The organism is Nostoc sp. CCY0012 (assembly GCF_963920855.1).
Classification (GTDB): Bacteria; Cyanobacteriota; Cyanobacteriia; order Cyanobacteriales; family Nostocaceae; genus Cyanocohniella.
Window position 1 is genome coordinate 1 of record NZ_CAWUDM010000066.1, and the last position, 16,688, is coordinate 16,688.

The 16,688-nt window shown below is 40.0% G+C and carries 15 protein-coding genes; 9 read left to right on the forward strand and 6 right to left on the reverse strand.

From position 1 onward, the window contains the following. Positions 1-272: 272 nt before the first annotated feature. From nuoH to ACM0OS_RS18575, 9 genes are all read left to right on the forward strand, one after another. Positions 273-1,391, forward strand: a complete 1,119-nt coding sequence (nuoH, locus tag ACM0OS_RS18535; protein WP_414544671.1) for an NADH-quinone oxidoreductase subunit NuoH — start codon at positions 273-275, stop codon at positions 1,389-1,391. Between the two features lie 81 nt (positions 1,392-1,472). Further along, complete coding sequence (gene ndhI, locus ACM0OS_RS18540) at positions 1,473-2,075, forward strand: NAD(P)H-quinone oxidoreductase subunit I (RefSeq protein WP_414544672.1); 603 nt, start codon at positions 1,473-1,475, stop codon at positions 2,073-2,075. A 73-nt stretch (positions 2,076-2,148) separates the two neighbouring features. Beyond that, positions 2,149-2,763, forward strand: coding sequence for an NADH-quinone oxidoreductase subunit J (locus tag ACM0OS_RS18545; protein ID WP_414544673.1), 615 nt, complete (start codon positions 2,149-2,151; stop codon positions 2,761-2,763). Between the two features lie 75 nt (positions 2,764-2,838). After that, a complete protein-coding gene (nuoK, locus tag ACM0OS_RS18550) occupies positions 2,839-3,144 on the forward strand; it encodes an NADH-quinone oxidoreductase subunit NuoK (protein WP_006199065.1) in 306 nt (101 codons plus the stop codon). Positions 3,145-3,150: 6 nt separating this feature from the next. After that, on the forward strand, positions 3,151-4,071 hold the full coding sequence (locus ACM0OS_RS18555; protein WP_414544674.1) for an NAD(+) kinase: 921 nt from the start codon (positions 3,151-3,153) through the stop codon (positions 4,069-4,071). 344 nt (positions 4,072-4,415) lie between these two features. Further along, positions 4,416-6,053 (forward strand): hypothetical protein, encoded by a 1,638-nt coding sequence (locus ACM0OS_RS18560; RefSeq protein WP_414544675.1) that lies wholly within the window; start codon positions 4,416-4,418, stop codon positions 6,051-6,053. A 142-nt stretch (positions 6,054-6,195) separates the two neighbouring features. Beyond that, entirely contained in the window at positions 6,196-6,645 is a 450-nt protein-coding gene (locus ACM0OS_RS18565) for a DM13 domain-containing protein (RefSeq protein ID WP_414544676.1), read from the forward strand. Positions 6,646-6,720: 75 nt separating this feature from the next. Next, positions 6,721-7,446, forward strand: a complete 726-nt coding sequence (locus ACM0OS_RS18570) for a DUF4079 domain-containing protein (protein WP_414544677.1) — start codon at positions 6,721-6,723, stop codon at positions 7,444-7,446. Continuing rightward, complete coding sequence (locus ACM0OS_RS18575; RefSeq protein WP_414544678.1) at positions 7,443-8,897, forward strand: sensor histidine kinase; 1,455 nt, start codon at positions 7,443-7,445, stop codon at positions 8,895-8,897. The genes ACM0OS_RS18570 and ACM0OS_RS18575 overlap by 4 nt, the downstream gene beginning before the upstream one ends. A 97-nt stretch (positions 8,898-8,994) precedes the next feature. Here ACM0OS_RS18575 and ACM0OS_RS18580 read toward each other — a convergent pair whose 3' ends face one another. The 6 genes from ACM0OS_RS18580 to ACM0OS_RS18605 all read right to left on the reverse strand — a co-directional run bounded on the left by ACM0OS_RS18580 (position 8,995) and on the right by ACM0OS_RS18605 (position 16,459). Then, positions 8,995-10,176 carry an ATP-binding protein gene (locus ACM0OS_RS18580; protein ID WP_414544679.1) on the reverse strand — a complete coding sequence of 394 codons (1,182 nt, stop codon included), beginning with the start codon at positions 10,174-10,176 and terminating at the stop codon, positions 8,995-8,997. Positions 10,177-10,291: 115 nt separating this feature from the next. Beyond that, positions 10,292-10,741, reverse strand: coding sequence for a response regulator (locus ACM0OS_RS18585; RefSeq protein WP_414544680.1), 450 nt, complete (start codon positions 10,739-10,741; stop codon positions 10,292-10,294). Between the two features lie 66 nt (positions 10,742-10,807). Continuing rightward, positions 10,808-12,964, reverse strand: coding sequence for a CHASE3 domain-containing protein (locus ACM0OS_RS18590; RefSeq protein WP_414544681.1), 2,157 nt, complete (start codon positions 12,962-12,964; stop codon positions 10,808-10,810). A gap of 463 nt (positions 12,965-13,427) precedes the next feature. After that, the gene (locus ACM0OS_RS18595; protein ID WP_414544682.1) at positions 13,428-13,892 is read right to left on the reverse strand and encodes a CYTH domain-containing protein; all 465 of its coding nucleotides are present in this window, start codon (positions 13,890-13,892) and stop codon (positions 13,428-13,430) included. A gap of 377 nt (positions 13,893-14,269) precedes the next feature. Next, the gene (locus ACM0OS_RS18600; RefSeq protein ID WP_414544683.1) at positions 14,270-14,437 is read right to left on the reverse strand and encodes a hypothetical protein; all 168 of its coding nucleotides are present in this window, start codon (positions 14,435-14,437) and stop codon (positions 14,270-14,272) included. Between the two features lie 390 nt (positions 14,438-14,827). Continuing rightward, positions 14,828-16,459, reverse strand: a complete 1,632-nt coding sequence (locus tag ACM0OS_RS18605) for a tetratricopeptide repeat protein (RefSeq protein WP_414544684.1) — start codon at positions 16,457-16,459, stop codon at positions 14,828-14,830. Positions 16,460-16,688: the final 229 nt, after the last annotated feature.

Below are 16,688 nucleotides of genomic sequence, written 5' to 3' on the forward strand. Positions count from 1 at the left end.
TCCCTGCCCCTTGCCTCTTCCCCCCTGCCTCTTCCCCCCACTCCCTAAAAAATCCTAATCCTGACCATAAGTAGAAGTTCTTGTATAGCTTCAAGGGCCTAAAACCATCCAACGATATACTAGGCATGGGAATTGGCAAAAATCTATGGCTACGCCACGCAAGCTATCAATCAAGCGTCTTCATCAAAGCATAAAGGATGAAGCCTGAAGGCTGAAATTTTATATTTCATAACTTCACACTTCATACTTCAGTTGACCTAAAGAGCGGAAACATGAATTCAGGAATTGATCTCCAAGGAACTTTTATTAAATCCCTCATAGATTTAGGGATACCAGCAGGCACAGCCAAAGCTATTTGGATGCCCTTGCCCATGATACTGATGCTGATTGGAGCAACAGTGGGGGTGCTGGTTTGTGTTTGGCTAGAACGGAAGATTTCCGCATCAGCACAACAGCGGATTGGGCCTGAATTTATTGGCCCTTTTGGCTTATTAGCTCCAGTCGCGGATGGCTTGAAGCTGGTATTTAAAGAAGATATCGTGCCAGCTAAAGCTGATGCCTGGCTCTTTACCATCGGGCCTATTTTGGTTGTATTGCCAGTATTTCTGTCTTATTTAATTGTTCCTTTTGGACAGAATATTGTCATTACAAATGTCGGCATGGGAATTTTCTTGTGGATTGCTTTCTCTAGCATTGCCCCCATTGGGCTATTAATGGCTGGCTACGCATCTAATAACAAGTACTCCCTGTTAGGCGGCTTACGGGCAGCAGCACAATCGATTAGCTACGAAATTCCTCTGTCGTTGAGCGTGCTGGCAGTCGTAATGATGTCTAATAGCCTTAGCACTATTGATATTGTTAACCAGCAATCTGGCTATGGTATCCTCGGCTGGAACATTTGGCGGCAACCAATAGGGTTCCTAATTTTTTGGATAGCAGCCCTAGCGGAATGCGAACGCTTACCTTTTGACTTACCCGAAGCGGAAGAGGAAATCGTCGCTGGTTATCAAACCGAATACTCTGGCATGAAGTTCGCTCTGTTTTACCTAAGTTCTTATGTAAACTTAGTGCTTTCTGCTCTACTGGTAGCAGTTTTGTATCTCGGTGGTTGGGACTTTCCCATTCCTGTTAGTCTGATAGCTAGTTGGCTGGGAATTAGTGAATTAAATCCCGTGTTGCAGGTAGTAACTGCTACATTGGGTATCTTTATGACCCTCATCAAAGCCTATGTGCTAGTGTTTATCGCCATTTTGTTGCGTTGGACAGTACCACGGGTGAGGATTGACCAATTGTTAGATTTAGGATGGAAGTTTTTGTTACCAGTTGCTTTGGTTAATCTTCTGTTAACCGCAGCTTTGAAACTTGCCTTTCCGATCGCCTTTGGTGGATAAACCAATTTTAGATTTTAGATTTTAGATGGAGTCTGAAATCTAAAATCCGAAATCCGAAATTGAAAAGAGAGAGACACAACAATGCTAAAGTTCCTAAAACAAGTTGGTGATTACGCCAAAGAAGCAGTGCAAGCTGGTCGTTATATTGGTCAAGGGTTAGCTGTAACTTTTGACCACATGCAGCGTCGTCCTGTGACGGTACAGTACCCCTACGAAAAATTAATTCCTGGGGAACGGTTTCGCGGCAGAATTCACTTCGAGTTTGATAAGTGTATTGCTTGCGAAGTCTGTGTGCGGGTTTGTCCTATCAATCTACCTGTAGTGGATTGGGAATTTGAAAAAGCCAACAAAAAGAAAAAACTCAACCACTACAGTATTGACTTTGGAGTTTGTATCTTCTGCGGTAACTGTGTGGAATATTGCCCGACTAACTGTTTATCAATGACAGAAGAGTATGAGCTATCCACTTACGATCGCCATGAATTGAACTATGATAACGTGGCACTTGGTCGTCTGCCTTACAAAGTGACCGATGATCCGATGGTGACGCCACTGCGCGAACTAGTTTACTTGCCCAAGGGTGTCATGGAACCCCACGACCTACCTGCTGATGCACCTCGCGCTGGTTCGCGTCCAGAAGACCTTGTAGAACAAAACAGTGAAGAATCAACAGTTAACAGTTAACCAACTAATAACTGAAAACTCATCACTGAAAATTGAATAACTAATAACTGACAATTGACTAAGGACAAAAACAGTGAATCTAGCAGAAGGAGTACAGGTTGTTTCTTTTGGCATACTGGGCGCGATGATGATTGGGGCAGCATTAGGGGTAGTGCTGTTTTCTAACATTGTCTATTCTGCCTTTATGTTAGGGGGAGTGTTTATCAGCATGGCGGGACTTTACCTGTTGCTAAATGGTGATTTTGTCGCCGCAGCGCAGGTACTAGTTTATGTTGGGGCAGTGAACGTGTTGATTTTGTTTGCCATTATGTTGGTGAACAAGCGGCAAGATTTCGCTCCCTATCCTAGCGCCGGGCTGCGGAAAGTCATCACAGCCATAGTCAGTCTCGGGTTATTTGGTCTGTTGAGTACGATGGTATTGGCAACTCCTTGGGCATACTCCACAACTGCGGCTGTAGCACCAGAAAGTTCTATCGTTGTCATTGGTGAGCATTTCTTCACTGACTTTTTACTACCTTTTGAACTGGCTTCAGTTTTATTGTTGATAGCGATGGTGGGAGCGATTATTTTGGCACGTCGCGAGTATTTGCCGGAAAAACCAGCACCTTCAGAGTCACAAGAAACTGTTTTGACTTTACCAGAACGCCCCAGAGACTTGGTATCGGCAGGCAGCGAAACAAAAGAGTAATATTTGCGATGTATTTCGCAGGTAAAAAGCCAGTTTTTATGGCCACGCAAGCTATCAGAAGGGATACAAAAATCCATGCAACTCCAGTACTTTTTATTACTAGCAGCAGCTTTGTTTTGTATCGGCATTTATGGCTTAATTACCAGTCGTAATGCCGTGCGTGTGTTGATGTCAATTGAGTTACTGCTGAATGCTGTTAATCTGAATTTAATGGCATTTTCCAACTTTCTCGATTCAACTTTAATTAAGGGCCAGGTATTCACCGTGTTTGTGATTACCGTGGCAGCTGCTGAAGCGGCGGTAGGGTTAGCGATCGTACTTGCGATTTATCGCAACCGTGATACCGTCGACATGGAGCAGTTTAATCTCCTGAAGTGGTAATTGTGCGTGCAACTCAAGCAGGTAATCATTGCTTATAAAGCCAGAGATTCCCAGAGTAAACGCTGGGCAGAACTCTGTGCTAAACAACTAGAAAATCGCCATTGCCAGGTGTTAATGGGGCCTAGCGGGCCAAAAGATAACCCTTATCCGGTGTTTTTGGCTTCAGCTACTCAACCAATCGACCTGGCTTTGGTACTCGGTGGAGATGGCACTGTATTAACTAGCGCTAGACATTTAGCCCCAGCTGGTATACCTATTCTGGGAGTGAATGTGGGCGGTCATCTAGGCTTCTTAACCGAGTCAGTAGATGAGTTTCAAGATACAGAGAAAGTTTGGGATCGGCTATTTGAAGATCGCTATGCTATCCAGCGGCGGATGATGTTACAAGCGGCGGTATATGAAGGTCATCGGACAAATTTGGAACCTGTGACTGAACGCTACCTTGCTTTGAATGAATTTTGTGTCAAACCCGCTTCCGCTGACCGCATGATCACTTCTATTCTGGAAATGGAAATTGACAGTGAGGTAGTCGATCAATATGTGGGGGATGGTTTGATTATTTCCACTCCCACGGGTTCCACAGGTTATACAGTTTCCGCTAGTGGCCCCATTATGCACGATGGTATGGAGGCAATTACCATCACTCCTATTTGCCCCATGAGTCTTTCTAGCCGTCCCTTAGTGTTACCTGCTGGTTCTGTGGTCAGCATCTGGCCTTTGGGAGACTATGATTTGAGTACCAAGCTATGGATGGATGGGGTATTGTCTACGTCGATTTGGCCAGGACATCGCGTTGATGTGCGGATGGCTGATTCTCTGGCTAAATTTATTATTTTGCGGGAGAACAATTCATATTATCAGACACTACGAGAGAAGCTGCTTTGGGCAGGGACAAGGGTTCGCTACAGTAATAATCACCGTAATTGATTTATCGGGTTTCTGCCGCAGTCTTTTGCTTGAAGTTTTGTGTGAACAAAAAATTATGTCAGCCCCCGATAATATCTGGGGGCTTTTCCGCAGTTGTATTCTTTAATTGCTGGAAATGCCTTTTTGTTAGGACTTCAGTTATTAGCAATTTAAATAAACGTGAGTTCGACAGATATCAAAAACCCCATTTATTCTAAACTTTATACTAAGTTGCGTTCAAACATAATATTCATACTCCCTACTCCCTACTCCCTACTCTCAGCCTCAGTTACTATCTTTGACTGCAACTCGGTATTACTAGGATATCTGGCTTGATTAATTACGAATTTATCAAAAACATAGCTATGCGGAACCTCGCACTTGTTCCGAGTTGGTTGCGGTTTTTAATTATTTTTGTGTTGACAATGGGTATATTATTTCGCTTTGTCAACCTTGAAGGTAAAATATACTCCCATGATGAAACTTATACGTCATTGCGAATTTCCGGTTACACAGTTCATGAAGTTAAACAGCAATTATTTAATGGTCGTGTAATTAGTCGAGAAAATTTTGCTAAATTCCAAGGACGTAATGAAGAAAAAAACTTCAGTGACACAATTATGTCTTTGGCTACAGAAGACCCACAGCATCCGCCACTTTATTATTTAATAGCCAGATTTTGGGTAGGAATTTTTGGTAATTCAATCACAGCTATTAGAAGTTTATCTGCTGTTATTAGCTTGTTGGTGTTTCCTGGTATTTATTGGCTGTGTCGTGAATTATTTAATGTACCATTATCGGTTCCTGGGTTAGCGATCGCTCTGGTGGCTATCTCTCCTATTCATCTAGTATATGCTCAAGAAGCACGAGAATATATCCTGTGGTTAGTCACCATCATATTCTGTAGCGCATCACTGCTATTAGCGATACGACTGCAATTAAAAGATCACAATGAATTAACTCCAGAACAGCAAATTTCCGATAGTTTTACTCCCTGGGGAATTTATGTAGTTACTTTGACATTAAGTCTTTATACGTGTTTGTGGAGTGTATTTGTAGCAGTTGCTCACGGAATTTATGTAATCATTATTTTCAGATTTCAATTAACTGAAACTGTCAGGGGTTATCTCATAGCATCAGCGCTGGCATTCCTGGCTTTTTTACCTTGGATGATGATTGTGGCGGCTAATTTTTTGGAGTTTTTGCTAACAGCCGATGTGACACAAAGTCAATCTTCAATCAATCCTTCAATTCAAATTTGGTTAATACAGATAAGTAGGATTTTTTTGGATTTAAATTTAAATACAGAAAATTTATTTGGCTACCTGCTTGCACTTTTGGCTTTAAATTTAGTGGGATATGCAATTTATTTTATGTGTCGCACAAATAACTATCAAGTTTGGTTGTTTATTCTGCTATTGATGATAATTATGGCTATCCCTATCAGGCTACCAAATTTGGCTGATGGGAGCATAATTTTTAGTTCAGAAGCATATTTAATACCTGCATATTTAGGTATTCAACTTGCGGTAGCTTATCTTTTAGCTACACAATTATACAATGGAATTGTATCTCGTCGCCGAATTTGGCAGATGATTTTGATATTAGTAATTGTTTGTGGTTTGATTTCTTGTAGGGTGAGTTACGAGGCTGAAACTTGGTGGCATAAAGGGGTCAGCTATGGTAATTCACAAGTTGCGAAGATTATCAATGAGACTAAAAATCCACTTTTAATTAGTGATGCTGAGGGTATTAATTATGGTAATGTCTTTTCTCTGAGTTATCTGGTTCAGCCAAATGTCAGGTTTCAATTGATAGGAAATCAAACTGTTACTGATATTCCTGACAATTTTAGCGATATTTTTTTACTCAATCCTTCAGATTCCAAGCGTAGTCAAATAATGACAGAGCATAAATATAATATGAATATTGTTTATCGAGATGAGTATTATTATCTTTGGAAATTAGCTAAACCGCAAAGTATGCAAAGTTTACTAAGGTAAGAGAGTTGTATAGGTTTTTGTATCGGTTTGATGAATTTGGATAAAGTTGGCATATTTTTATGAAGTTCTCAGCTTAAATTAATTTAGATGATGAGATGAAGCCTTAAATTATTCTTATTCATCAATTTGAAAATATCAAGCTATGAAATTCCAGCATTTAGTCATTCTATTTATACTTACCGCTGTGACAATAGGCTGCACAAAAGAAGTAACTTCCAATCAACCCGCTACTCAAACACCAACTACAAGAACCGTCGCCAGCCCAATTGCTGAACCTGGGAACTTTCAAGCTGCGGAACACCCAACTCAAGGAAAAGTTAGCGTCATTACTGAACAAGGTAAACGCTATCTGGAGTTTGATCAGAATTTTAAAACTGATAAAGGGCCTGACTTATTTGTGATTTTGCATAATTCTGATATGCCCCCAGTTTCTGGTATTCAAGAAAAAGATTATGTGAATATTGCCCCTTTACAAAAAATAAGTGGTACTCAACGTTATGCTTTACCTGATAATGTGAATCTGGTAAACTTCAAGTCTGTGGCAATCTGGTGTCGCCAATTTAATACTACTTTTGGCTATGCCGTTTTATAAAATCAATAAGTAAAAGGCAAAAGAAATATTAGTCTCTTTTGCTTTTTATATTTCCCATTTAGTGAAAATTGACCTATGCAAACAGCAGATTTTTTGCGTCTGATACATCCAGTAATGGCAGTTATCTTTATCTATCCACTGATTGGGATTGTGGTAAATTTTGCCTGGCAAACACGCCAGCGACGCTTACAAAATAGAAAAGTTGCTGAAAATAAAAGTAGAATTAACCCAGGAGTGGGAAAAGAACATAAACAGTTTGGTAACTGGTTGACGAGTGCAATTGTGGGGCTGTCTTTAATTGGTTTAGCCTATCCCATTGGTAAGAATATTATCAGGAATCAATTATGGAATGAAGGGCGTTTTCAAGTTGGATTTATTATATTGATGTTTATTTTAACTATTACTTCTCTCATATTTCTTTATTTATCAAGACAGCGTTTGTGGCGGGGAGTTTTTGCCACTTTAACTGGTGCAGGTTTAGTAATTATCGGTTGTCAAGATGGTGTATTTCGGCGAACAAATGAGTGGTATTGGTCACATTATTATATTGGGATTGCTGCATCATTGTTGATGATTTTCTCTGTGGCCATCGTCCAAGATATTTATCAGGATAAGTCACATCGCTGGCGGCTAACTCATCTCATTTTAAACTGTATTGCTTTATTACTATTTATAGGTCAGGGATTTACAGGAACAAGAGATTTATTAGAATTACCTTTGAGTTGGCAAGAACCCTACATTTATCAGTGTGATTTTGCCAATAAAACCTGTCCGACACCAAATCCACAACCACCAGAATGAATAAAATGAGGAAACTTTGGACGAGAATTTATCCTCATTCATTACAGGTGCGATTAACAATTGGGATTGCTTTAGTTTCAGCTTTAGGATTAGGTAGTCTAGCTATCTGGACAAGCTGGAAAATGAAGGAATTATTAATTAACAGTCACAAATATAATATCCAAAGAATTGCTCAACGTCTACCAAATGATGTGCAACTTTATAGTGAAATATTGCCATCAGAAATGGGGTTGCAAAAGGCAATTAACAATTTGACTAGTACTAATACATTTTTATGGATTAAAAGTCCTGAAAATAATATTTTAGCAAAATCTACTAACTGGGATCAGCTATCTGACGGGGCAGCAACTAAGTTAATGTCTCTAACGGAGATGTCAGTTAAACCCCAAGTCAACCAAGTGGATAAACGCTACTTTGTTATGTGTGGAGCTGCATTACCAGTACAGGGTAAAACTTTAGGCAATTTGTTTGTGGTACAAGATGTTACCAACGAACAAAAAATGTTTTTGGTAATTGTGCAGAGTTTGGGAATTGGCAGTGTTTTTGTGATTACAGTCATTTCTGTGGCGATCGCACTTTATATTAGGCGTTCTCTGCAACCTCTGCGCCAGTTAAGTCAGATGACAGAAGTTATTTCTATTGAAGACTTAGGTAAAGTGCAACTTTATTTAGATAATGCACCTAATGAAGTTAAAGAATTAGCCCAAACCTGTAACATGATGTTATCGCGTCTCTCCCAATCTTGGGAGCAAGAGCGACAATTTGTGAGTAATGCTTCCCATGAGTTACGTACACCGTTAACTATAGTACATGGTTATTTGCAAAGTGTCTTACGTCGGCAGCATAATTTAACCCCAACCCAAAAAGAAGCTTTAGAAACTGCTGCATCAGAAGCAGAACGCACAATCCGGCTTTTACAGGATTTACTTGATTTAGCGCGAGCAGATAGTGGTTATTTGCATCTTCGTATGGAACCCTGCGTGTTAAATGACTTAGTTGCAGAAGTTGTGGGTATGGCTCAAAAGTTTAGCGATCGCCTGATTAAAATAGAGTCAACAACTCAGATAATTGAGGTTAAAGCCGACTATAATCGCTTAACTCAAGTATTGCTAAATTTGATTGATAATGCTGTGAAATATTCCCCAGCAGATACGCCCGTGACTGTAAAATTAAGTCAGCAAAACCAAGCAGCCATGATTCAAGTTTGTGATCAAGGTTATGGCATATCTTTACAACACCAATCACGAATTTTTGAGCGATTTTACCGTATAGATGAAGCCCGCACCAGTTCTACTGGAGGTTGCGGCTTAGGACTATCAATTGTTAAGACACTGATAGAAACTATGGGTGGTAGTGTGACAGTACGTAGCTGTTCGGTCGATGGTCTTCAGACATTGTACTTGGATGCACGAACTGTATTTACTATCACTTTGCCTTCCTATGAATTATAGTAGGTAATAGGTTAAAAAATTTATTAATTTCTCGTCTTTTTTTCTTTATTAGCGCATCTATTTGTCCTTGGTGGTTAACTATTTGGCAACAGATTTGCTAAGATGATTTAACATAATTTAATGGCAACGTAACTATTACAGTTGTACCAACATCTTGCTGACTTTCTATTTGGATTGTGCCGCCATGTATGTCTACACACTGTTTGACAATAGCCAATCCTAATCCAGTTCCTTGAACTCGGCGCACATTACTGGCGCGATAAAAAGTTTGAAATAAACGAGGTTGGTCTTTTAAAGGAATACCCCTTCCCTGGTCTATTACCTTGAAGGTTGCTACTCCATTCTGGCAGCTTAAATCAAACTGAATATGGCTATCTTCAGGAGAATACTTAATAGCATTAGAGAGTAAATTCGTAAATATACAATTTAGTAAATCCTCATCCATTTCCGATTGGGAGCATTCGCCTTGAGAAGTAAACGTAATCATGTGCTGGTTCCCTGCGCCAAACTGAAACCCTTCTGTTAATTCATTACAAAAAGACTCTAGATTCAAAGATACAGGGTTATATTCAAATTTTGTTGCTTCCGTTTTACTTAAAAACAATATTTCATCTAACAGTTGTAACATCTGTTTAATAGCACTTTGTACCCGTTCAAAGTATTTAATTCTCTGTTCTTGAGTGAGTTTATCATTATTATATTCAATAATTTCTAAAGCCGTCCTAATGGTAGTCATGGGATTACGAAATTCATGGGAAACCATAGCGACAAAGTTTGATTTTAGCTCGTTGAGTTCCTGTTCTTTTAACAAAGCTTGACGACTAAGTTCTTCGCTTTCACGTAGTTTGTTGAGAATTTCTTCCCGTTCCATAGCGTAGCGAACCGAACGCATTAATAGTTGAATTGTAATTTGATCTTTAACAAGATAATCCTGTGCGCCTTCTGCTAAGGCCCTTAGTGCTAATTCTTCATCATCAAGCCCCGTTAACACCACAACTGGAATATCTGGTACGGCTGCTCGATATGCTTTTAAAGTTTCTATTCCCGTAGAATCTGGCAGGCTCAGGTCTAACAAGACTACATTGAATCTGCGTTGCGGCAAACTTGCAGTCTGAGAACTATTAGATATTACTTCAGGGTTTTCTAAGCTCAAATGAATCGCTTCCGATAGCCGTTCCACATGGGTCATCTGCCATTTTTCTTGTTGTGTACGCAAAAATATCTGACGTAGGAGTCTGGCATCAGTAGGGCTATCTTCTACAAGTAGAATGTGAATCATTATCTTTTGCATACAATATCGTTGTATAAATTTGTCTGATAATTGATCAATTTCTCATCTGTTTAGAAAGCGTTAAAACAGTAAATTTTGCCAGTATGAGTAAAAATTATTTCCTTTATATCTCTCTTGGTAGTGCTACTGCTGCCAGCCAGAAATCTTTGATTAAATGCACAACTTGGATAAATTGGTAAACATCTAAGGGTTTTGTTACATAACAATTAGCACTGAGATTATAAGAACGTAGTATATCCTGCTCATCTGTGGAAGTCGTAAGTATAACTACGGGGATAAGCTTGAGATTGGGGTCTGATTTAATTTCTGTTAGTACTTCGCGCCCATCCATTCCCGGAAGATTTAAATCGAGCAAAATTAAGTCTGGACGGGGGGAATTAGCAAATTCGCCTTGCTGCCATAAGTAGTTCATAGCAGTTTCACCATCTTCCACCCAATGCAAATTATTGGCGATTCTGGCATTGACAAAGCCTTTGATGGTGAGATTAGCATCGCTAGGAGAATCTTCAACTAGCAAAATTTCAATATGACGGAATGCCTGATGATAATCCATGCAATTATCAAATGGTTACTAGAGGGTTATTAAATGCATACAAGGCTCATGCTTTAATAAAATAACTTAATTATCATTCAAGGTAATATAAAAAATTGTTCCCACTCCCGGCTGAGATTCAGCCCAGATTTGACCATGATGCCGCGCGACAATTTTTTTGCAGATGGCTAAACCAATACCTGTTCCGGAAAATTCTCGTCGAGTATGCAGGCGTCGAAACACCTCAAAAATACGCTCAAGATACTGGGGTTTGATACCAATGCCATTATCTTTGACTGAGAATAGCCAGGTTGGGGACTGGGAAAATTCTTCTCCATCTTCCTGAACTTGTTTAACTGCGCTAATGTAAATTTGTGGTGGTTCTTGTTTGCGAAACTTAATAGCGTTGCCGATGAGATTTTGAAATAACTGTATTAGTTGAGTTTTATCTGCGAGAATCTCAGGTAAAGGATCGTGAGTAATGATGGCATTGCTTTGGGCGATCGCTACGTGTAAATTACTCAGAGCTATATTGAGTACAGCATTGCAGTCAACATGGGAAAATTCTTGACCACGAGTTGCCACCCGCGAATAAGCCAACAAGTCTTGAATTAATTGCTGCATCCGCTTTGCTCCATCAACAATGTAAGCAAAGTATTCTTGAGCAGATTCATCAAAAAGTTCTTGATATTCTTGTCCTAACAGTTGGCTATAGCCTGTCACGGCTCTTAATGGTTCTTGCAAATCGTGGGAAGCGACATAAGCAAACTGTTCTAATTCTTGGTTAGAGCGTTTTAACTCCTGATTCAAATTTTGTAATTCTGCTGTTCGTTCCTCAACTTTAATTTCTAGTTCTGCTTTAGCCTGTTTTAGTGCTTCCTCCGCTAGTTTACGGTTAGTGATATCAGTGTTAGCACCAACCCATTCTTGAACTTCACCATTAGTATCTAAAACGGGAACTGCACGGGCGGCAAAAAAGCGATAACTACCATCAGCCACTCGCACACGATGTTCAATCTGATAAAGACTTTTGGTTTCCAGGGCCTGATTCCACAATAACTGTGTTAACTCTCTATCTTCGGGATGAATTGCATCCAGTCGCCCCCACCCTTGGACTTCTAACTCACTTTGCCCAGTCAAATCTCTCCAAGATGGAATATCTTCTACCACAGTACCGTGAGCATCAGTAATCCAAATAGCTTGAGAAGTAGCAATTACTAGTGAGCGATAGCGTCTTTCATTCTTTTCTAGGGTAATTTCTGCCAATTTACGGCGAGTGATATCTTGAAAGAAAATTGATAGCCCCTCTGGGGATGGATAGATGCGATTTTCCAACCAGCGATTCCACGGTGGATAATATTCCTCCATTTGAATTACTCGTTGTTCTGCCACAGCTTGATAATAGTTGTGATAAAACTTTTGTCCCACACCTTCGGGGAATTCTTCCCAGATGTTTTTGCCAATCAAATCAGTAGGATTACGGTTGAAAAGTTGTCCGGCTTTCTGATTGATGTAGGTATAACACCAATTGTGATCTAGGGCAACAAAGGCATCTGTCACAGTTTCTAAAATATTTGCCAGTTTCGCTTTTGCAGCTTGCTGTTCTACAGCAATAGCTTCTTCAGACAATGTTTGATTAATCCGAATTTGCTGGCGGAGGAGTGTATAAACAACTATTAGCAGAATAATACTTAAACCATAACCTAAACTGATTACAATGATAATTTGCTGAGTTAGAGAATCTGTAAGTGCTGCCCGTTTTTGTAATACAATTTTTTCCTCATTTTTTATAGACTGGCTGATTGTTTGAAATTGTTGATTAGCCTCTATACCTGGTTGACTAAAAGCTAGTTCATTGGCTGCATTTAAATTATTTTGCTCAAATAAATCTATTGATTGGTCAAGCAAAACTAGTTGCTGGTCAATTAAAGGTTCAAGTTGATGCAATCGGCTTTGTTGCTCAAGATTGTCACTAGTTAATTGCCGCACAGCTTGCAGTAATTGAGATACTTTTTGTTTCTCGTCTTGATAAACTTCTCGGTAACCTACATTGCCAGTCAGAATATAACTATTGCTTCCACTTTTGGCATCACTAAGACTAGCCCTGATTTCATCTAAGGTGTTTATAACTTCATAAGTATGAATTACCCATTTTTTTTCCTGATTCAATCTTTGGATACTAAAATAGGAAATTAAACTCACACTACACAGTAGTGACAGTGCCAAAATAAAACCACCTACCACAAATTTTCCTGACTGTTTGTTTATGCATCTCATTCGATTGAGTACTAATAGCAGGTCACTAAGAGGAAAAGGGGCAGGGGGGCAGGGAGCAAGGGGGAAACTCGGACGAAGCTTAGACTCCGCCCCGTATGAGCGTCCTAGAAGCGGCGCACTGCTCACTGTATCAACTTGCCGAAGTAGACGGGGCTTGTACCCATGTTCCGCTCCGCTCCACGCAAGGGGAAAGGGCTTGTTCCACCTGCCTTTTCCGGTCACTATTGACATACCTCTGTAGCCTGGGGAATAGGCAAGAGATATATCTGAATTAAATGATACAACTGGTTGGTAACCTGCTGCTTGATACACTACATATCTTTAAAAACAGGCAATGACTTTGTAAACTATGTTTGAGAAATGAGAAACTCGGTGTCTCCGAGATACAGGTCTAAAGACTTCATTTGTAGTACCCCTATCTACGTAATAACTACCATTGAGAAAACGGGTGTGTTACCAAGTTGCTGTTAAAATACCGATAGTCGTGGGAAACTTCTTGCCCAATCCACGTAGGTATATCAAACACTTGGTTGGCATCACTGAGTTCGACTTCTGCTAAAATCAAACCTTTATTCACACCGTCAAACTCGTCTATTTCCCAAATCAAACCGCCCCACTCTATTTTGTATCTAATTTTTTCGATAAAAGGACGACGGCATAATGTGTCAAGCATTATTTGAGCATCTACCACAGGAATTGGGTACTCAAATTCTAATCGAGTCACATTGACAACAGGCCCTTTAATTGTTAAGTAACCTTGTTCTCCGATGATCCGCACACGTACAGTAACTTTGTCTTGAGTAGCTATATATCCCTGACGATATATACTTCCCTTAGCTAATTCTCGCCAACCATCTCCTTTGACTAAAAATTTACGTTCTATTTCTTTGGCCATTTTTTTTATTATTATTTAATAGGGACTAGGGGCTAGAGGAAATTACCTCATCTAGATGAATAATTCTGTATATCCAGGGAAATATTGTAATCTTTTTAGCAACTAAATTTTTGATTTTAAGATACTTTAGATACTGTTAAAAATCCAAAATTGATAAAATCTTATAATAATTCTAGCTCTGCTGTCTACATAAAAATATTACCAGTTATCGACTAGCAAATAACTGGAGATAGAATTTATGATTTAGTGCGATCGCTCTTAATGATTCTGGCTGCTCATCAGATTGCCAGAACAGAGTATTGGCGATCGCACTGCTTAATTTCCCTCATGAATATTGACAATGAGAGAATATTTAACTTAATCAAGTGAAAACCAACTTAATAACCGCATCCAATACGTCCAGATCCACGGTCAAAGTTAAGTTCACCATTATCCACATAGTTAGTGATAGGTAGGCGTTGAGCAGTATCGGTTTTCTGAGCAATAGCCAGAGTTGAGACAGATTCCTGCCAACCTACAAACAATTCCGAGATGAAGCGGTTCATAATCTTTAGTTTGGTAAGTTGATGGTAATTTCTACAAGCGCAGGAAGTTTACGAAGAGAAGATTCCACGAAGCTTTGAATATATTCTAGCAAAAATATTAGTTGTGAAACAGTCAACCACATACGCCATATGATAGTTACCTGACGCAGCACAATCAGGAAAAATTTTCCAGTCAATCTTAATTAAAAAAGCTCCTTTTCCAGAGGAGCTATACCAGCAAATATAAAAACATATGTTCCCTAAAGAACATGAATTAAATAACATGCAAGTCTAATTTTTGACCTCACCCCGCCTTTGACTTGCGTCAAATTCTCCCCTCTCCTTGGTAAGGAGAGGGGTTGGGGGTGAGGTTATGTCTTTTATTGAATCCACATTCCTAACCCACGCTACCTAGAGAAATAATTTATCAAGTATCAATTGAGTATCTGCTTGTTTCCATGCTGCGGCTAATTCAGTTTGTACAAGTTTCGCAGCGTTATTTTTACCCTGTGCTTGCAAACTCTTTTGTAAGCCAAACAAAGAACGTCCGTTGTGGGGATACTGCTTTAAATCATCTCGAAAAACTGCCTCGGCTGCGGCATAATCACCCTTAGCTAATAGCACACCTCCTAACGCTTCCCGTGTGGGAAAGTACCAGTCTGGTGGTTCGACATAATCAAGAGCATCTTCGGTTACCACTGCTTGTTGGAGTAATTTAATCGCCGATTCATAGTCATGCTGAGACTTGGCAATTTTCGCATCGAGCAATTTGCCAGCAATGTTGAGAATGCGGCTAGCGGGAGTAAAGCCAATGGTAGCCTCGGCGGGAATTTGCTGTGTAGCAGTTAGCAAAGCTTGACTTTCATCGGCGGCATCTTCTAAGTTACCCTTAGCTGCATGAGCCATACCACGGGCAAAATGCCATAGTGCATTAGTAGTAGGTAATTTGGTATCGGGAGTTGGTGTTTGCAAAACGGCATCCCAGTCACCAAATCGCAATTGAATCAGCATTTTATTGCCCAAGAAGCCCTCAAGCATGGGTAAATATGGGTCTATTGCCGCTGCATTGGTGACTAATTTATCCGCAGCTTGCAAAGCATCTTCATATCTTCCTGCCATGCTGCTGGCTACCATGAGAAAATGCACGTTGTGGTTGTAATACATCTGGGGATAAAAACCCTCTACTGGATGATTACGCAGATAGATGTCATCTTGAGCGATCGCTTGCTGATTTGATTGCATGGCTTTGTCATATTCTCCCACCCGAAAATAAATATGTGCAGGCATATGTACCAAGTGTCCAGCAGCAGGAACTAAAGTTTCTAGTCGTTTAGCGCTCTGGAGTCCAAGTTCTGGGTGTAGTGATGCTTCTACTGCATGAATGTAATAATGATTAGCTCCTGGATGCTGAGGATCACGTTGCATGACTGATTCTAAAACAGTCACAATTTCTTCTGTATCTCCTTGGGGTTGGCCATCTTTAGACCACATTTGCCAAGGATGCAAATCCATGAGACTTTCTGCGTACAGTGTGGCTGCATCTAAATCATCAGGATAGCGTTTGACTAAGTTACCCATTGCTTGGGCATAGTCCACCGCCAATTGATACAAATCTGCATCGGGTTTATTAGAGTAACGCTTGGCTAGGGCAGCAATATAAGTTTGTTCTGGGGCTGATGCTTGGGGCGCTAGTGTCAAAGCCTTTTGTATGGCTTCATAGGCAACTTGTTCTCGTTCGGGGTCGATATCTAAGTTAATGTTTGCACCGACACCCAAGGCCATTCCCCAATATGCCATTGCCATTTTTGGATCTAGTTTGGCAGCGTGTTGAAAAGAACGCACCGCTTCATCATGATTGAAGGCATAAATTAAATTTAGCCCCTGGTCGAAAAACGTTTGTGCTGCTGGGTTAGTGGTAGTCACAGCATGGTGGTGTGTTCCCAGTCCAGAGATCACATCATAGGGCTGTTTGGTTTGAGCCTGTGCTTTGCTGGGAATTACTAAGGATAGTATTAGTACCCAAATTATTAATAAGTACTTCATACTTTCAATACTCCGTTTCCAACTTTCTGATCTTGTTTAAGTAAATCGGCGAGAAAAAATCCAACTATGTTAAGCAATGTAAAATAATTAAAATTCATTTCGTAGTCAGCGGCTCTAGCCCTTATTTGAGGACTAAAGTCCTCACTACAAACCTTTAATTATTTACTTTGTCCTACTTATCTACATAACAGTTACTGAAAAAGAAGATATGCATCTCTCAAAAGGTAGA